Source organism: Clavibacter michiganensis (assembly GCF_016907085.1).
Taxonomy (GTDB): Bacteria; Actinomycetota; Actinomycetes; order Actinomycetales; family Microbacteriaceae; genus Clavibacter; species Clavibacter michiganensis_O.
The window spans coordinates 1,900,168-1,916,370 of sequence record NZ_JAFBBJ010000001.1 but is presented as its reverse complement, the minus strand read 5'-3'; the positions used below and the strand labels follow the sequence as shown (position 1 = coordinate 1,916,370).

General features: G+C 75.4%; 17 protein-coding genes and 1 pseudogene. 6 read left to right on the top strand and 12 right to left on the bottom strand.

The window, feature by feature from the left end:
- Nucleotides 1-5: 5 nt before the first annotated feature.
- The 7 genes and pseudogenes from JOE38_RS08800 to JOE38_RS08775 all read right to left on the bottom strand — a co-directional run bounded on the left by JOE38_RS08800 (nt 6) and on the right by JOE38_RS08775 (nt 7,528).
- Nucleotides 6-1,388, bottom strand: coding sequence for a PfkB family carbohydrate kinase (locus JOE38_RS08800; protein WP_204575789.1), 1,383 nt, complete (start codon nt 1,386-1,388; stop codon nt 6-8).
- Nucleotides 1,385-3,310 (bottom strand): glycosyltransferase, encoded by a 1,926-nt coding sequence (locus JOE38_RS16005; RefSeq protein ID WP_204575787.1) that lies wholly within the window; start codon nt 3,308-3,310, stop codon nt 1,385-1,387. The genes JOE38_RS08800 and JOE38_RS16005 overlap by 4 nt, the downstream gene beginning before the upstream one ends.
- Nucleotides 3,307-4,359 (bottom strand): glycosyltransferase, encoded by a 1,053-nt coding sequence (locus tag JOE38_RS08790; RefSeq protein WP_204575785.1) that lies wholly within the window; start codon nt 4,357-4,359, stop codon nt 3,307-3,309. Before JOE38_RS08790 ends, JOE38_RS16005 begins: the two co-directional genes overlap by 4 nt.
- Nucleotides 4,356-5,420 (bottom strand): glycosyltransferase family 9 protein, encoded by a 1,065-nt coding sequence (locus tag JOE38_RS08785; protein ID WP_307838905.1) that lies wholly within the window; start codon nt 5,418-5,420, stop codon nt 4,356-4,358. Before JOE38_RS08785 ends, JOE38_RS08790 begins: the two co-directional genes overlap by 4 nt.
- Before the next feature lie 27 nt (nt 5,421-5,447).
- Nucleotides 5,448-5,939: pseudogene (locus JOE38_RS15750) on the bottom strand (D-glycero-alpha-D-manno-heptose-1,7-bisphosphate 7-phosphatase); the annotation flags it as partial.
- 90 nt (nt 5,940-6,029) lie between these two features.
- Nucleotides 6,030-6,689 (bottom strand): hypothetical protein, encoded by a 660-nt coding sequence (locus JOE38_RS08780; RefSeq protein ID WP_204575781.1) that lies wholly within the window; start codon nt 6,687-6,689, stop codon nt 6,030-6,032.
- Nucleotides 6,683-7,528, bottom strand: coding sequence for an endonuclease/exonuclease/phosphatase family protein (locus JOE38_RS08775; RefSeq protein ID WP_204575780.1), 846 nt, complete (start codon nt 7,526-7,528; stop codon nt 6,683-6,685). The genes JOE38_RS08780 and JOE38_RS08775 overlap by 7 nt, the downstream gene beginning before the upstream one ends.
- Nucleotides 7,529-7,728: 200 nt before the next feature.
- On the opposite strand from JOE38_RS08775, the gene JOE38_RS08770 reads away from it, so the two are divergent.
- Nucleotides 7,729-7,890, top strand: coding sequence for a hypothetical protein (locus JOE38_RS08770; protein ID WP_156032179.1), 162 nt, complete (start codon nt 7,729-7,731; stop codon nt 7,888-7,890).
- A gap of 15 nt (nt 7,891-7,905) precedes the next feature.
- Here the strand turns inward: JOE38_RS08770 and JOE38_RS08765 are convergent, their stop codons facing one another.
- A complete protein-coding gene (locus JOE38_RS08765) occupies nt 7,906-8,376 on the bottom strand; it encodes a MarR family winged helix-turn-helix transcriptional regulator (RefSeq protein WP_204575778.1) in 471 nt (156 codons plus the stop codon).
- A gap of 45 nt (nt 8,377-8,421) precedes the next feature.
- On the opposite strand from JOE38_RS08765, the gene JOE38_RS08760 reads away from it, so the two are divergent.
- Nucleotides 8,422-8,658 carry a hypothetical protein gene (locus JOE38_RS08760; protein ID WP_204575776.1) on the top strand — a complete coding sequence of 79 codons (237 nt, stop codon included), beginning with the start codon at nt 8,422-8,424 and terminating at the stop codon, nt 8,656-8,658.
- Nucleotides 8,659-8,682: 24 nt separating this feature from the next.
- Here the strand turns inward: JOE38_RS08760 and JOE38_RS08755 are convergent, their stop codons facing one another.
- The gene (locus JOE38_RS08755) at nt 8,683-9,321 is read right to left on the bottom strand and encodes a GNAT family N-acetyltransferase (protein ID WP_204575774.1); all 639 of its coding nucleotides are present in this window, start codon (nt 9,319-9,321) and stop codon (nt 8,683-8,685) included.
- A 65-nt stretch (nt 9,322-9,386) separates the two neighbouring features.
- Between JOE38_RS08755 and JOE38_RS08750 the strand changes: the two genes are divergently transcribed.
- Nucleotides 9,387-10,010, top strand: a complete 624-nt coding sequence (locus tag JOE38_RS08750; RefSeq protein WP_204575772.1) for a TetR/AcrR family transcriptional regulator — start codon at nt 9,387-9,389, stop codon at nt 10,008-10,010.
- 42 nt (nt 10,011-10,052) lie between these two features.
- Here JOE38_RS08750 and bla read toward each other — a convergent pair whose 3' ends face one another.
- The 3 genes from bla to JOE38_RS08735 form a co-directional block, all read right to left on the bottom strand.
- A complete protein-coding gene (gene bla, locus JOE38_RS08745; RefSeq protein ID WP_204575770.1) occupies nt 10,053-11,036 on the bottom strand; it encodes a class A beta-lactamase in 984 nt (327 codons plus the stop codon).
- Nucleotides 11,037-11,169: 133 nt separating this feature from the next.
- Nucleotides 11,170-12,480 carry an ABC transporter permease gene (locus tag JOE38_RS08740; RefSeq protein WP_204575769.1) on the bottom strand — a complete coding sequence of 437 codons (1,311 nt, stop codon included), beginning with the start codon at nt 12,478-12,480 and terminating at the stop codon, nt 11,170-11,172.
- The gene (locus JOE38_RS08735) at nt 12,477-13,229 is read right to left on the bottom strand and encodes an ABC transporter ATP-binding protein (RefSeq protein ID WP_204575768.1); all 753 of its coding nucleotides are present in this window, start codon (nt 13,227-13,229) and stop codon (nt 12,477-12,479) included. Before JOE38_RS08735 ends, JOE38_RS08740 begins: the two co-directional genes overlap by 4 nt.
- A gap of 167 nt (nt 13,230-13,396) precedes the next feature.
- Here JOE38_RS08735 and JOE38_RS08730 point away from each other — a divergent pair, with 167 nt between their 5' ends.
- The 3 genes from JOE38_RS08730 (at nt 13,397) to JOE38_RS08720 (ending at nt 16,050) form a co-directional block, all read left to right on the top strand.
- Nucleotides 13,397-14,578, top strand: a complete 1,182-nt coding sequence (locus JOE38_RS08730; protein ID WP_204575767.1) for a sensor histidine kinase — start codon at nt 13,397-13,399, stop codon at nt 14,576-14,578.
- Complete coding sequence (locus JOE38_RS08725; protein WP_204575766.1) at nt 14,575-15,258, top strand: response regulator; 684 nt, start codon at nt 14,575-14,577, stop codon at nt 15,256-15,258. The genes JOE38_RS08730 and JOE38_RS08725 overlap by 4 nt, the downstream gene beginning before the upstream one ends.
- Before the next feature lie 126 nt (nt 15,259-15,384).
- Nucleotides 15,385-16,050 carry a DedA family protein gene (locus JOE38_RS08720; RefSeq protein ID WP_204575764.1) on the top strand — a complete coding sequence of 222 codons (666 nt, stop codon included), beginning with the start codon at nt 15,385-15,387 and terminating at the stop codon, nt 16,048-16,050.
- Nucleotides 16,051-16,203 lie beyond the last annotated feature (153 nt).

The following is a 16,203-nucleotide window of genomic DNA, read 5'->3' as shown; positions in this document are numbered from 1 at the left end:
AGGGGTCAGCCGACGCGGGCGAGGGCGCCCGCGAGCTTCGTGGTGGAGCGGCCCGGGTGGTACGGCACGGTCACGGCCTGGCCGCCCCACTCGGCGATGACCGCCGACTCGGGGAGGTCCTCGGCGCGGTAGTCGCCGCCCTTGACCCAGAGGTCGGGCTTGATGGAGCGCAGCGCCTCTTCGGGGGTGTCCTCGGAGAAGAGCACCACCGCATCCACCACGCCGAGCGACATCAGCAGGTCGACGCGGTCCTCCTCGGTCATGATCGGGCGCTCGGGTCCCTTGAGGCGGCGCACCGAGTCATCCGAGTTGAGGAGCACGACGAGGCAGTCGCCGAGCGCGCGGGCCGCGGCGAGGGTGCGGGCGTGGCCGGCGTGCACGAGGTCGAAGCAGCCGCCCGTCGCGACGACGGTGCCGCCGGCGGCGCGGGTCGCGCGCACTACCTGGAGGGCGCTCGCCGCGTGGCCGCCGATGGGGCGCGCGGCGGGCGGGCCGACGAGGGTGGCGACGCCGCCCGCGTCCACGTACTCGGCGGCCGCGGCGACGGCGTCGCGCACGGCGTCCTCCACGGAGGATCCCGCGGCCAGCGCCGCGAGGGCCGTGGCGGCCAGGCGGTCGCCCGCGCCGCACGGGTCGCCGGTCGCCACGAGCGGGGCGGGGACGACGACGGGCATGGATCCGCCGGCCGAGCCCGACGCGGGCGCCGACACGAGCAGGGCGCCGCGCTCGCTCATCGTGACGGCGACCGTGGCGACCCCCCACTGCTCGCGGAGCAGGCGGGCGGCGTCGGCGGCCGCGGACACGTCGCGCCCGGCGACGCCGGAGAACGCGCGCGCCTCCGCGAGGTTCGGGGTGGCGAGCGCGGTGTTCGGGACGGGCGGCTCGCCCGCGGGGTGCGGATCCCACACGAGCGGCACCACGGCGGCGCGCGCGTCGAGGGCGGCCCGGAGGCGGGGATCGCGCGTGACGCCGCGGCCGTAGTCGGCGACGACGATCGCGTCGGCGGTGGCGATCGCGTCCAGCATCGCGTCGGTCGCGGCGGGCGTGGGCGGCGGCGCGCAGCCCTCGTCGATGCGGGCGATGGCGTGGCCGTCGGCGCGCACGCGGGTCTTGACGGGCGTGGGCGCGCCGGACGGGCCGGCGACCACCTCGATCCGGTCGAGGCACTCCCGGAGGGTCGCGGAGTGATGGTCGTCGGAGAGCACGGTGACGAGGCGCACGTCGTGGCCGTCGCGCGCGAGCATCGTGGCGACGAGGCCTGCGCCGCCCGCGCGGGGCAGCGACTCCTCGACCTCGATCACGGGCACGGGCGCGTCGGGGCTGAGGCGGTGGGCGGCGCCGGTCATGTCGACGTCGAGCAGCACGTCGCCGACCACGACGATCCTCACGCCGGCACCTCCGCGGGCGCAGCCGTGGTGGACGCGGGCGCGACCGTCACGGGGACGGACGCGACCGGCGCGGACGCGCGCGCCGCCGCCCGGTCGTTCGCCTGCAGCCGGCTCTCGAACGAGCGGCAGATCGCGTGCACGGCGACGAGCTGCGCCTCCTGCACGTTGGCCGACGGCCCGTCGAGCGCGATGTGCTCGTCGCACGCCTCCACGAGCGGATTCGGGCCGGGGCCCGTCATCGCCCAGGTCGTCGCTCCCGCGGCGCGCGCGGCGGCGGCGGCCCGGAGCAGGTTCTCGCTGCGGCCGCTCGTGGAGAGCAGCACGACGATGTCGCCGGATCGCGCGTGCGCGTGCACCTGCCGGGCGAAGACCTCGTCGAAGCCGTAGTCGTTGCCGATCGCCGTGACCGCGGACGACTCGGAGTGCAGCGCGATCGCGGAGAACGGGCGGCGGTCGCCGTCGAAGCGGCCCACCAGCTCGCTCGTGAGGTGCTGGGCCTCGGCCGCGGATCCGCCGTTGCCGGCCGCGATGAGGCGCGCGCCGTGGCTGAGTCGGTCGGCCATCTCGCGGCCCCACGCGGTGAGGCGCGGCGCGTGCGTGCGGAGGTCGGCGAGCACGGGGGCGAGCGCGTCGAGGTGGGCGTCGACCACGGTCGGGTCGGCGGGGAGGTCGTCGGGGGCGGCGGCCTGGATCGCGGCGACGTACGCCTCGGCGGTGCGCGCGGCGACGGTCGACCACGCGTAGCCGTGCTCCATGCGGTCGCGGCCGGCGCGGCCGAGGCGGCGACGGCGGGCGGGATCCGCGAGGAGCTCCCCGAGGGCGTCGGCGATGGCCGCGGGGTCGCGCGGCGGCACGAGGATCCCCGTGACGCCGTCGACCACGCTGTCGGTGAGGCCGCCCACGGCCGACGCGACGACGGGCACGCCGGACGCCATCGCCTCGAGCGGCACGATGCCGAACGGCTCGTACCAGGGTGCGCACACGACGACGTCGGCGGTGCGCATCACGGCGGGCATGTCGGCCTGGGAGACGCGGCCGTGCAGGCGCACGCGGTCCGCGACCCCGGCGGCGCGGGCGGCGTCCATCAGGCGGCGGGCCTCGGGGTCGTCGGCTCCGCTCGCGGCGTCGCCGGATCCGCCCACGATGACCAGCTCGACGTCGCGGTGGCCGCGGCGCGCGAGGATCCCGAGCGCCTCGATCGCGAGGTCGACGCCCTTGCGCGGCACCAGGCGGCCGACGACCATCACTCGCATCGGGCGTGCCGGGTCGGCGTCGCTGGCGTCGTCGTCCTCGCGCGGCGTGAAGTGCCCGATGTCGACGCCGCACGGGATCACGGTGATGCGGGCCGCGTCGACGCCCGCGCGCACGAGCTCGGCGGCCTCGTCGGAGCAGGTCGCGATGACGGCGTCGGCGCGGCGGCCGACGCCCGGCTCGAGCTCGGCGCGCGCGGCGGGGCTCGTGTCCTCGGCGCCGAGGTGGCGGCGCTTCACGGATCCGAGCGCGTGGAAGGTGTGCAGCACGGGCGGCGCGGCGGCGGCACCCACCGGGGAGGATGCGAGGCGCGCGGCGGCGTCGAGCGCGGCGACCCCGGACATCCAGAAGTGGCTGTGCACCACGTCGGGCCGGGCGGTGCGCCAGTCGGCGAGGAGGCCGTCGGCGAGCTCGCCCATGTGCGGCAGCAGCTCGTCCTTGGGGACCGCGCGGGCGGGTCCGGCGTCGAGGTGCACGACCTCCACGCCGGGCGCGAAGGCGACGCGGGCGGGCAGCGCCGCGTCGTCGCGGCGCGTGTAGACGGTGACGGTGTGGCCCTCCTCCGCGAGCGCGGCCGACAGCGCGGCCACGTGCACGTTCTGGCCGCCGGCGTCCACGCCGCCGAGCGTCGCCAGCGGGCTGGCGTGCTCCGAGATCATCGCGATCCTCATCGTGTCGTCCTCTCGTCGAGCGGGTGGTGCGGGGAAGTCGTGGAGCCGGGTCCGGCGGGCGCGCGTCGGGACCGGCGCGCGGCGGCGGCGTCCACGGCGTCGTGCAGCACGGCGTCCATTTCGGCGAGGAAGCGGCCGAGCGAGTAGCGGGCGAGCGCGGCCTCGCGGGCGACGCGGCCGCGGCGGGCGGCCTCGTCGGGATCCGCGAGCAGCAGCCGGGCCGTGCGCACGAGGTCGACGGGGTCGGACGAGATCGCGCCCGCCTCCTGTGGCACCGCGCGCGACGCCTCGGTCGCGTCGAGCACGAGCACGGGCATCCCCATGTGCATCGCCTCGAGCAGCGACAGGCCGAGCGAGGTCCAGCGGTGCGGGTGGATGTAGGCGCGCAGCCGCGCGAGCTCGGGATGCATGCGGGCGGTGGGGAGGTCGCCGCGCGGCACGATGCGCTCGCCGAGGTCGGGGAAGGCACCCGGGAGCAGATCCGTGCCCATGCCGAAGACCTCGACGGGCGCGACCTCCGCGAACGCGGGCAGCAGGTCGGTGCCGGTGATGCGGCCGCGGCGCACGGGCTCGTTGATCACCGCGCCGAACGACGCGACGTCGCCCGTGTAGAGCTGCCCCGGGTCGGGCACGCCGTGCTCGACGACCGTCGTCGGCGCGACGCCGGTGTCCCACATGAGCGCGTTGAAGCGCGTGACGTGGATCACGGGGATGTCATCGCGGCCGGCCAGCGCGTGCACGGTCTCGGTCGGTGCGCCGCGCGGCGTGTTGTGCTCGAGGAAGACGGCGGGCACGTCGGATCCGAGGCGGCGGCCGAGCAGGCGCTCCGCCTCCGCGATCTCGGCGACGCGCTGGAGGAGCACGAGGTCGACATCCGCGTCGTGCAGGGACGACGGATCCACCTCGCGCGCGCTCGCGGGCCAGGCGCGGCCGCCGCGGCCGAGGCCCCACGCGTCGCGCGCGGGCGTGGTGGGGAAGAGGATCTCGTGGGATCCCAGGACGAACGAGTCGGTCCAGCCGCCGTGGACGTGCCACATCAGGATCCTCACGCGGGCACCTCCGCGCGGCTCGTCGCCATCAGCCGCTCGACCGCGTCGGCGACCTCGGCCGGCGCGACGCCGGCGAGGCACGGGTGGCCCGGGATCGGGCAGTCACGCGCGCGGCTGAGCTTGCAGGCCGCGTCCTGGTCGCCGAGGAGGATCACGGGCACGCGGTACGGCGCCCAGCGGATCGGCGGCACGACGGGCGAGAACAGGCTGACGACGGGCAGGCCCACCGCGGCGGCGAGGTGCGCGGGACCGGTGTTGCCGCTCACGAGCACGGCCGCGCGGCGCATGAGCGCGCCGAGGCCGGCGAGGTCGGTGCGGCCGCCGAGGTCGAGGGCGGTGGATCCGGCGACGTGCGCCGTGAGGTCCCGCTCGTCGGGGCCGCCCGTGACGACCACGGGGATCCCGCGCTCGACGAGGAGCGCGACGGCGTCGCGGTGCTGGTCGGCGGGATACGAGCGCGCGCCGACTGCCGCGCCCGGGTGCACGAGCGCGAACGGGCCGTCGGGGAGGAGCGCTTCGACGTCGGGCGGCAGCTCGGCCGGCAGGACGGCGAGGCGGCCGTCGTCGTCGGCGGGCAGCGCGTGGCCGGCCGCGGCGGCGATCGCAAGGGTGCGCTCGGGCTCGGGCTGGTCCTCGTCGAGGTCCTCGCCGGGCTTGAGGCGCACGTCGAGGAGGGATCCGGCGTAGTCGACGCTCGCGCCTGTGATCCGCCCGACGCCCGCGAGCCGCAGCAGCAGCGCGAGCGGGAGCGGCGACTGATGGAAGGACGTGAGGATGACGGCCTCGTCGGCGTCGACCTCGGCGAGGATCGCGTGCAGGGCGTCGACCGAGGCGGCGTCGGCGGCGGGCGCGGGGGAGGAGATCCACGGCGCATCCCAGACGTGCACGGCGTGGACGCCGGGCAGCAGCCGGCCGGCGGACGCGCCGCGCGGACCGCAGAGCAGGTGCACCTCGACGCGCGGGTCGGCGGCGACGGCGCGCACAGCGGGACCCGAGATGAGCACGTCGCCCACCGAGTCGAGCCGCACGACCAGCACCCTGCGGGGCGCGGGGTCGTGGATGAGGAGGTGCACCGCGTCGAGGATCGTCGGGGCCACCAGCTCCGCCTCGGCCACCTCCTCCTCGCGCGTGACGGGCGTCGGCACGAGCACGCCGCGCGCGCCGGCTGCCCGGGCGGCGCCCATGTCGGCGGCGATGTCGCCCGCGACCGCGACGCGCGACGGATCCACGCCCCACGTCCGGCAGGCCTCGAGCACCATGCCGGGCCGGGGCTTGCGGCAGTCGCAGCCGTCGTCGGATCCGTGCGGGCACAGCAGCACGAGGTCGAACGCGCCGAGCAGCTCCTGCACGCGCGCGTTGACGGCGGCGGCCTGCTCGCGCGTGATGAGGCCGCGCGCGATGCCGGACTGGTTGGTCACCATCCCGATGCGGAGTCCTGCGGCGCGCACGGCGTCGACCGCCTCGCGGGCGCCGGGCATGAGCTCGACGAGCGCGGGATCCCCGTTGTACGGCACGTCGACGACGAGCGTCCCGTCCCGGTCGAACAGGACGGCCTCGAGGTCGTTCCCGGGCGAGCGCATGATCGGCCCGTACCCGACTGCTCCTCGAGCCAAACCCCGGCGCGAGCACTTCTCCTCGGGGCGTCACACTCCTCCGCGGAGGGCAGCGGATCAGCGCGCCGGCGCCTCCGTGATCCACCGCGACCGCGCCAGCAGCATCGGCATGAGCGGCGCGATCAGCAGCGAGCCCAGCCCGCCGACCGCCATGTCGCCGATCGTGTCGGAGTACCCGGTGAGGATCTGCGGATCCAGCCACGCCTGCCCCGCCCACTCGCCGAGCTCCCACAGCGCCGAGAGCGCGAGGCCCACCGTGAGGCTGAGGATCCCGAGGGGCAGCGGCCGCCGGTCGACCATGACGCCCGCGCGGTCGGCCAGCAGGATCACGAGCGCGGCGAGGGCCGCCGTCGTGACGAGGTGCGCGGGGATGTCCCACCACGGCAGCCGCTCGTAGAGGTCGAGCCGGTTGCTCGCGGCCGAGACGAGCGTCGTGATCCCGATGCCGAGATCCAGTCCCGGCCGCGCCCCGAGACCCCGCGGCGCCACGAGCCCGAGCAGCGCGAGCGCGAACATCGCCGAGGTCGTGCCCGTCCACGCGAACACGGAGAAGAGGAACGTGAGCAGCCCGATCACGCGGACGGCGTCGGCGAGGACCGCCGTGATCCCGCGGGGCGGCTGTAGGAAGGTGAGCCCGGCCAGCCCGGCGAAGGCCGCGACGTCCTCGGGCTGTGCCGGTGCGTCCGCCGGTGTCGGCGCGGTCGGATCCGTCAGCACCGCACCACCGCCTGCAGCGCCTCGTGGTCGCTCGGCGCGCGCCCGCCGATGCGCGTGGTGTTGATGCCGACGCGCTCCACCTCGATGTCGGGCGTCACGAGCATCCAGTCGATCCGGCGGGTCGTGCGCTTCGGCGCCTTGTAGTTCGACCACGTGCCCCACTCGGGCGTGAGGCGCTCGCGCGCGGCGGGCCACGCGTCCACGAGCGCGCCGTGCTCGAGGAGCAGCCGGTGCGGCTCCGTGTCGATGCCCGCGTTGGTGTCGCCCGCGACGATCGTGGGCACCTGCACCTCGGCGACGATCCCGAGGATCATGCGCGCCGACTCCTCCCGCGACCGCCGCGAGAGGTGGTCGAAGTGCGTGTTCACGTGCCGCAGCGGCAGGCCGGTGGCGCGGTCCACGAAGTCGGCGACCACGGCGATGCGCGGCACCATGTTGCCCCAGCTGCGGGATCCGGCGACCGCGGGCGTGTCCGACAGCGCGACCTGCCGCCAGCTCGTGAGCTCGAGGCGGCGCGTGTCGTAGAAGGTGGGGCAGCCCTCGCCATGGCCGTCGGCGTTGCGGCCGTGCCCGATCCGCCGGTAGTGCCGCCCGAGCGCGTGCGACAGCGCGCGCCCCTGCGTGGGCATCGCCTCCTGCGTGCCGAGGAGCGCCGGCTGCTCACGCTGCAGCAGCTCGGCGAGGAGCGGCTCGCGGTCGGCCCAGCGGTCGGGGCTGCCCGGGCGGTACCGCCGGAACAGGCGCCGGATGTTGTACGTCATCACGTGCAGCTCGGGGGCGTCGACCGGGCCGACGAGCGCCCGTCCGTCCTGCAGGGTGCCGTCGGCGCGGAGGGTCATGGATCCATCGTCCCCCAGAGCGGCCGCGGCGACGGTCGCCGGCGGGGAATCGTCACGGGCGGGCGTGTGCTCCTCGTGGCTGAAGAAGACGATCGCCCCAGGAGTCCGGCGTGGCCGAATGGTCCTGGGGCTTACCCGGAGAACGTACCAGCGAGCCGGGTGCCCGGATCTCCGCACGCCGGTCGCCTACCGTCATCGTCATGGCGCGCAGTGAGAGCGAGGAGAAGGCGGTAGGCGTCAGCCGGCCTGGCACCGAGGTCGACTCTCCTCGCGCCGCCCGTGTCGCCTCGGTCGAAGAGACCATGGGGGTCGCCCGCATCCTCGCGAACCGACACGCGGAGCTGCTCCGGCGCCTGGCCTGACGTTCGTCGCTGGCGCTAGGCGCCAGCGGGATCCGGGGCCGCGTCGATGCGCGCGAGGAACGCGTGCAGGTCGTCGCGGATCCGGCCGAGCTCCGCGGGGGTCATGCCCGTGCGCTCGGCCACCTGAGCAGGCACCCGCTCGGCCTGGCTGCGGAGCGCGCGGCCCGCATCGGTGAGCGTGACGCGCACGACGCGCTCGTCCTCCACGCTGCGCGCGCGCTCCAGCAGGCCGGCCGACTGGAGGCGCTTGAGCAGGGGCGTGATGGTCGCGGGCTCGAGGGCGAGCGCGCCGCCGAGGTCGGAGATCGACCGGCCGTCCCGCTCCCAGAGCGCGAGCATCACGAGGTACTGCGGATGCGTGAGGCCGAGCGGCTCGAGGATCGGCCGGTACAGCGCGACGACGGACCTGGCCGCCAGCACGGCCGCGAAGCAGAGCTGGCTCTCGAGCGCCAGGGGATCCGTGCGCGTCGCGTCCTCGTGTGCCATGCCCGCTCCTCGCCGCCTGCTGAAATACCGCGTACACTGAATACTATGACACGCGGTAAAGATCGGCAGGACGGCCCGCGGCGCGAGCGCGGCTTCGGGGCGGCCGTCGAGCGGTTCAACGAGCGCCTGCGCCCGTACCTCGGCGCACCCCCGCTCGGCCCGTACACCGACGACCCGGTGCCGGAACCGCAGACGCGCCTCTGCCCCATGTGCGGCAAGCCCATGCCCGATCACGACATCGACCGGTCCGGCGCGCGCACGCAGGTGCACTGCCCCGTCTGATCCGTTCGTGCCGATCCCGCGCCGTCAAGTCGCCGGCGCCTCCACGCGCGCCGCCCGCCACATCGCCACGGGTCGCGATCCGGCCAGCCCCGTAAGCGCGCCCAGCTCGGCGAAGCCGTTGCGGAGGTAGAGCGCGCGGTTCCGCTCGGTCGACGACTCGAGGTAGGCCGCGGATCCGTCGGCGTCGACGCGGGCGAGGCCGTGAGCGAGGAGCGCGGATCCGACGCCGAGGCCCCGCGCCTCCGCGCTCACTCCGACCTCGGCGAGCCGCCAGTGCGGAAGGCCCGGTCGCGCACGGTCGAGGGTGTTGAGGCGGACGGCCGCGCGGATCGCCCCGGCGATGCCGAGGGCGCGGAGGAACGTCGGCGCCTGCCGGAGGGTCCGGTGCGCGGGGATGCCGCCGGGTGCCTCCCAGACGGCCGCGCCGAGGATCCCGCCGCGGGCGTCGACCGCGACGTCGACCGTCCCGTCGGGGAGCGGGCCGCTGCGCAGGAGCGCGGCGAAGAGCAGGGCCAGTCGAGCGGGCTTCCGCGTGCCGGCGGGGACGAAGCCGCCCAGCACGGGGTCCTCGGCGAAGGCCTCCGCGAGCACGCGGGTCACGCCCTCGAGGTCGGCGGGGCGGGCTGTGCGGATGGCGGGTGCGGTGGGGCGGTCGGTGCTCATGCTCCGACGCTAGACGACAGATTCGGCCGTCTGGCCAAATCTGTCGCGGTTGGTAGCTTTCTCCCATGAACGCCCCCTCCGAGAGCACCCGCGCGTACGGATCACGGGACGCCCGGCGGGCCGAGCTCCTCGACGCCGCGGTGCGGGTGATGGCCGTCGCGGGCGTCGCCGGGGCGAGCACGCGGGCGATCACCGCGGAGGCCGGACTCGCGCACGGCGCCTTCCACTACTGCTTCGGCGTGCGGGAGGAGCTGCTCGGCGCGCTGCTGCGGCAGGAGGTCGATGCGGTCGTCGCGCAGCTGGAGGCCGCCGAGGATCCCGCGGGCGCGCCGCTCGGGGAGGTCGTCGCCCTGACCCTCCGCGCCGAGCTCGACCGGGTGCGCCGCGAGCCCGACCGCCAGCGCGTGCTGCTCGACCTCGCCGCGACCGTGCAGCGGATCCCGGCGCTCGCCGACCTGCCCGCCTGGGAGCACGCCCGCTACGTGGAGGAGACGCGCCGCCGGCTCGCCGCGGCCGGTCTCGACGAGGACCGCGCCGGGCGGTGCGCGGCGCTCGCCGTGGCGGGCATGCAGGGGATCATCGGGGCCTGGCTCGCACGCCGCGACGCGCGCGCGGATGCGGCGGCCGAGCGCGCGGTCGACGACCTGTCCCGGGCGCTCGCGCTGCTCGCGGAGGACGGCGGGCGCTGACCTGGGCGCCTGCGCCTGCGCCCGAGCCCGAGCCCGCGTCCGTCAGCCGAGCGCGCCCAGCGCCTGCGCCGCGGCCTTCGCGGCGCCGGAGATGAGGGCGTCGTCGGCGTCCGCGTCCTGCTGGTCCTTCGCGGAGTGCACGGCGATCACGATGGGCGCGGCGTCCGGCCGCCAGATGACCGCGACGTCGCCGCGGCTCGCGTACTCGCCGAGACCGGACTTGTCGCCGACCGTCCAGTTCGTGGGCAGCTCGGCGCGCACGAGGGTGGCGCCGGTCTGGGTCGCGCGCAGCCAGCCGGTGAACAGGGCGCGCTCGTCGGCGTCGAGGGGATCCGCGATGGCGCCCGGATCGCCCAGCGCGTAGGCGCGGAGCAGCGCGGCGGCGGCGCGCGGGGTGGTGGTGTCGCGGTCGTCGCCGGGTGTCGCCTCGTTGAGGTCGGGCTCGGTGCGGGAGACGACCGTCGTGTCGTCGCCGAGGGCCGTGAGCGCCGCGTCCAGCTCGGCCGGGCCGCCGAGCGCCTCGAGCAGGAGGTTCGCGGCCGTGTTGTCGCTCCGGGTCATGGCGGCCTCGGCCAGCTCGCGGAGGGTCATCGTGCCGCCGACGCGCGTCTCGGTGACGGGCGCGTAGGAGAGGATGTCGGCCGCCTCGATCGGCACCGCGCGATCCATCCCGGCGACGCCGACGCGGTCGAGCAGGGCGGCCGTGAGCGGGGCCTTGATGGTGGATGCGTAGGCGAACCGCTCGTCCGCGCGCCAGGAGACCTCGGCGCCCGTCCCGGTGTCGACCGCGTGCACGCCGAGGCGTGCGCCGAAGCGCTCCTCGAGGGCGGTGAACGCGGCGTCGGCGGCGGCCTGGTCGACCGCGGGGGCGGCGGATGCGGAGGGCGCGGCGGATTCGGACGCGGGCGGGGCCGTCGGCGCCTCGGCGGCGGGGGTCGCGCATCCGGCGAGGAGGGCGGTGGTGAGCGACGCGGCCAGGGCGAGGCGGGCGGGACGGGCGGCGGCGGCACGGGCGGGGTGGATCACGGCGGAGCTCCTCGGGAGGCGTCGGGCGGGAGGCGATGAGGGGATGCGGGCCGGGGTTCGGCCCGCATCCACCCTCTGCCGTCCGCGGCGCGGCGTCGTCCCCCTCGCGGTCGACGCCGGTGCTCCTCGCGGACTACTCGTACCGGAGCGACGTCACCGGATCGGCGCGCGCCGCCCGTGCCGCGGGCAGCGTGCCGGCGAGGAACGCGATCGCCATCACCACGAGCACGATGGTCGCGATCGACGCCGGGTCGAACGCGATGAGCGTCAGCCCGGGCAGGTTCGACAGCACCGTGCCGGAGAGCGCCGCGCTGATGCCCGTGCCCGCGGCCACCGCGATCACGACCCCCACGGCGCTGCCGAGGAACCCGATGAACGCGGCCTCGATGCTGAACAGCGCGAACACCTTGCCGCTGCTCTGGCCCATGGCCTTCATCAGCCCGATCTCCCGGGTGCGCTCCTGCACCGACATGAACAGCGTGTTCACGATGCCGAACGACGCGGCCAGCAGCGCGATGACCGCGAACCCGTTGAGCACGAGCACGATGCCGTCGATCACGGTCTGGAACGTGCCGAGCTGGTCCTGGACGGTCGTGCCCGTGTAGCCGGCGTCGGCGAGGCGCGACTTCAGCGCGTCCACGTCGGCGTCCGTGGCGGAGGCGTCGAACGAGACGGTGGCCTGCGCGTACCGGTCGGCCTGGTCCGCGGGGAGGCCCGCGTCCTGGGCCGTGGACAGCGCCGTCGTGAGGGCCTGGTTGGCGGTGACGCGGGATCCCCCGGCCGCCGCGATGCTCTCCTCCGCGACGCCGACCACGGTCGCGTCCACGGTGTGCGGGGCGCGGGCGGCGTCCGTCACGGCGAGCGTCACGGTCTGCCCGACGGCGGAGGCGTCGTCCGCGAAGCCCAGCGGCTGCACGTAGGAGGTCGGCAGCACCACCTGCAGCGCGGACGACGCGTCGTCGGGCGCGCTGCCCGCCGTGAGGGTCAGCGTCTGCCCGGGGGCGAGGCCCGACGCGCCGACCACGTACCTCGTGCCGTCGCCCGCGGCGATCCAGTCGGTCGCGAGCGACACGGTGGGCTGCACGGCGCGCACGCCGTCGATGCCCTGGATGGTCGTGATGTCGTCGGGCGTGAGCGCGACGACGGTCGAGCCGGGGCGGCTGGTCACGGACCCGCTCGCGACCGTGTCGGGGTCGTACTCGCGCGGGCCGCTCGCGGCGGGACCGGCGCCCGCGTCGTCGCTCGTGCGCGTGACGGTCATGGTGTCGGAGGACCCGACGGCACCGACCGTCGAGGCGATGTACCGGTCGATGCCGGTGCCGATCCCGTTGGTGAGGGTCAGCGTGAACGCGCCCACGAAGATCGACAGGATCGTGAGGACGAGCCGCGTCTTGGAGCGGAACGTGTTGCCGACGGCGGACCGGATGAGGTCGAGCGGCTTCATGCGGCCACCGCCCCGGATGCGGAGCCGACGGCGGCGTGCGCGCCGTGCGGGCGCGGGCCGTCGTCCACGGAGTCCTCCACGATCAGCCCGTCGCGGATGAGGATGCGGCGGTCGCAGCGGGCCGCGAGGTCCTCGTCGTGCGTGACGATGATGAGCGTGATCCCGCGCTCGTGGTTGAGCGCGAACAGGATGTCCTCCACCACGGCGCCCGTCGCGGAGTCGAGGTTGCCCGTGGGCTCGTCGGCGAAGATGATCCGCGGGTCGTTGACCAGGGCCCGGGCGATCACGGTGCGCTGCTTCTGCCCGCCCGAGAGGTCGCCCGCCCGGTTCCGCGCCTTGCCGTCGAGCTCGAGCTGCGCCAGCGCCGCCATGCCGCGGCGCCGACGCTCGGTGCGCGGGACGCCCGCGATGGTCATCGGCAGCATCACGTTCTCGAGCACAGACTGGCTCGCGGTGAGGAAGAACTGCTGGAAGACGAACCCGAAGGTGCGGTTCCGCGTGCGGTCTAGTCGCTTCCCGCGGAGGGTGGACGTGTCGACGCCCTCCAGCTCGATGGTGCCGGAGGTCGGCGCGTCCAGGAGCGCGAGCGTGTGCATCAGGGTCGACTTGCCGGATCCGCTCTTGCCGACGATCGCGAGGCTCTCGCCCTGCCGGACGTCGAGGCTCACGCCCTTCAGCGCGTCGAAGCGGCTCTGGCCGCGGCCGTACGACTTGCGCACGTCCCGTACCCGGATGATGGGGGTGTCCATGGTCCTCCTCGGTGGTCGGGCGCCGGTGGTCCGGGCCCGCATCGAGCCTCGCCGTCCGGGTCGCGGGGCGCGTCGTCCCGCTGCGTCGGGCGCGTACCGCGGGCGCGGTATCCGGTCCGGTCCCGCGGGGTGACGCGCCGGGCCCATGGGTCCGGGATCATGAGGGCATGCACGGATCCGCCGCCGCCCCGCGCCCGCCCGCGTGGGTCGGCGACGTCGTCGCCGGGATCCTCGTCGCGATCGCCGCCTTCGCGCGCTTCCCCGGCGGCGAGTACCGCACGGACTCCGCGCTCACGCTGGCCCTGGCGCTCGCGCCCATCGCGGTGCTGCCGTTCCGGCGCCGCTTCCCCGTCCCCGCGTTGACCGTCTGCCTCGCCCTCTTCGGCGGGGCCGCGTTCGCGGGGCTGCTCGCACCCGGGATCCTGCTGTCTGTCGCCGTCACGATGTTCGGCGTCGCGAACCGGCGCGCCAGGCGGACGTCCGGGATCGCCGCGGCCATCGCGGTCGTCGCCGTGCTGGTGCTCAGCCTGCTGGCGTCGGTGGGGTCCGTGTTCGATCCGCGCATCATCCAGTTCGCCGTCATCACCGCCTTCGCGGCCGCCGCGGGCGACGCCACGCGCTCCCGGCGCGCGTTCATCGCGGCCATGGTCGAGCGCGCCGAGCGCGCTGAGCGGAGCCGCGAGTCCGAGGCCCGCCGCCGCGTCACCGAGGAGCGCCTGCGCATCGCCCGCGACCTGCACGATGCGGTCGCGCATCAGATCGCGGTCATCAGCCTCAACGCGGGGGTCGCGTCCTCCGCCGTCGACACCCGGCCGGAGAAGGCGAAGGAGGCGCTCGTCACCATCCGCAGCGCCTCGCGTGCGGTGCTGGCCGAGATCGGCGACCTGATGCGGATGCTGCGGCACGGCGAGGACGCCGGGGAGGGCGCGGGATCCGCCGCGCAGCCGGGCCTCGATCGGCTCGATGCCCTCGTGGAGCAGTTCGCGACCGCGGGCCTCACCGTGACCGTGCGCGTCGAAGGAGAGCGGGCGGCGCTCACGGGCGCCGCCGACCTCGTCGCGTACCGCGTGGTGCAGGAGGCGCTCACCAACGCCCACAAGCACGGCACCGCCGGGCACGCGCACGTGCTCGTGGAGGTGGACGGCCGCGAGGCGCGCATCGTCGTGACGAACCCGGTGCCCATGCCGGATGCGCGGGACGACGACGCCGACGCCCCGCTCGACGGCCATGGCCTGCTCGGCCTGCGCGAGCGCGTGGATGCTGTGCGCGGCCGCATCGAGGCCGGCACCGCACCCGGCGGCTGGCGGCTCGCCGCCACGCTGCCGCTCACCCGTGAGGAGACCCCGTGATCACCGTGCTCGTCGTCGACGACCAGCCCCTCATCCGCCAGGCCGTCGGCGACATCCTCGAGGCGGATCCGCGCACGACGGTGGTCGGCACCGCAGTCGACGGGCGTGAGGCCATCACGGCGGCGGGCACGCTCCGCCCGGACGTCGTGCTCATGGACATCCGCATGCCGGAGCTCGACGGCATCGGCGCCACCGACGGGATCTGCGCTGATCCGGAGCTCGCAGCGACGCGCGTGCTGATCCTCACGACGTTCGAGGAGGACGAGTACCTCGTGGCCGCCCTCCGCGCGGGCGCGAGCGGCTTCATCGGCAAGGGCGCCGAACCCGACGACATCGTGCGTGCGGTCGTGTCCGTTCACGCCGGCGACGCGCTGCTCTCGCCCGCCGCGACCCGCGGCCTCATCACGCGGTACGTGCTGCCGGGCGGCGCCGGGGCGCCAACGCCCGACCTCTCGCGGCGCCAGGCCGAGCTGGATCACCTCACCGACCGCGAGCGCGAGGTGCTGCTGCTCGTCGCGCAGGGGCTCGCGAACCAGGAGATCGGCGAGCGCCTCTTCATCAGCCCGCACACCGCCAAGACGCACGTGAACCGGGTGATGGCCAAGGTGGGCGCGCACGACCGCGCGCAGCTGGTGATCCTCGCGTACGAGACCGGGATGCTGCGCCCGGGCGAGGGGTAGTCGCGGCAGCGATTCAGCGGACGTGGAAATGCGTTCCCTAGGCTCGCGGGGATCCACGGCGGCGACCTGATCCACCACCGACCGCCGCATCACGACGCCCGACCCCCCGACAGGACGAGAGGCCGCATGAGCGCCATCACCGCAGTGACCCCCGGCGAGATCCATCCGAGCGAGGGGTACGACGGCTTCGTCGGCTGGGTCCTCTCGCTCATCGAGACGCTGGGGGAGGTGGGCGTCGGCCTCGCGGTGCTGATCGAGACGTTCGTGCCGCCGATCCCGTCCGAGGCGATCCTCCCCGTCGCCGGCTTCCTCGCCTACGAGGGCCGGATGAGCGCGTGGGGCGCGTGGGCCGCTGCCACCGTCGGCGCGCTCCTCGGCGCGCTCATCTGGTACGCCATCGGCGCCGCGCTCGGCCGCGACCGCACGCGCCGGCTCGTCGGCCGGATCCCGCTGCTCGACCACGCCGACTTCGACAAGGCCGAGGCGTTCTTCACGCGCTGGGGCGGCACCGCCGTGCTCCTCGGGCGGTGCGTGCCGCTCGTGCGCTCGTTCATCTCCATCCCGGCGGGCATCGAGCGCATGCCGATCTGGCGGTTCTCCTTCTACACGGTCATCGGATCCGGCGCCTGGAACGCCATCTGGGTGGGCCTCGGCTTCGCGTTCGGCCCGGCGATCCGCCCGGTGCTGGAGGAGTGGAGCGGCCTGATCTCGTACGCGGCCATCGGCGTCATCGCGCTGCTCGTGGTGTGGTTCGTGGTGTCGCGGCTGATCCGGCGGGTGCGGGCGGCCTGACGACCGCTCGTCGGGCGCGTGCTCGCGCGTCTGACGCCCCGCATGAGCGGCGGGCGAGGGTGCCGAGGCGTAGAGGGTCGATTGATGACCACCGCCCATCTCTGCGGGCTCAGCCCACTAGGACCTCGGCCTCAGGCGTCGACCATTTTGTTC

Coding starts and splice junctions, on each gene's coding strand:
- JOE38_RS08735 (WP_204575768.1), bottom strand. CDS start 13,229: ATGGACACCCCCATCATCCGGGTACGGGACGTGCGCAAGTCGTACGGC.
- JOE38_RS08760 (WP_204575776.1), top strand. CDS start 8,422: ATGACACGCGGTAAAGATCGGCAGGACGGCCCGCGGCGCGAGCGCGGC.
- JOE38_RS08775 (WP_204575780.1), bottom strand. CDS start 7,528: ATGACCCTCCGCGCCGACGGCACCCTGCAGGACGGACGGGCGCTCGTC.
- JOE38_RS08750 (WP_204575772.1), top strand. CDS start 9,387: ATGAACGCCCCCTCCGAGAGCACCCGCGCGTACGGATCACGGGACGCC.
- JOE38_RS08740 (WP_204575769.1), bottom strand. CDS start 12,480: ATGAAGCCGCTCGACCTCATCCGGTCCGCCGTCGGCAACACGTTCCGC.
- JOE38_RS08730 (WP_204575767.1), top strand. CDS start 13,397: ATGCACGGATCCGCCGCCGCCCCGCGCCCGCCCGCGTGGGTCGGCGAC.
- JOE38_RS08755 (WP_204575774.1), bottom strand. CDS start 9,321: ATGAGCACCGACCGCCCCACCGCACCCGCCATCCGCACAGCCCGCCCC.
- JOE38_RS16005 (WP_204575787.1), bottom strand. CDS start 3,310: ATGAGGATCGCGATGATCTCGGAGCACGCCAGCCCGCTGGCGACGCTC.
- JOE38_RS08720 (WP_204575764.1), top strand. CDS start 15,385: ATGAGCGCCATCACCGCAGTGACCCCCGGCGAGATCCATCCGAGCGAG.
- JOE38_RS08765 (WP_204575778.1), bottom strand. CDS start 8,376: ATGGCACACGAGGACGCGACGCGCACGGATCCCCTGGCGCTCGAGAGC.
- JOE38_RS08770 (WP_156032179.1), top strand. CDS start 7,729: ATGGCGCGCAGTGAGAGCGAGGAGAAGGCGGTAGGCGTCAGCCGGCCT.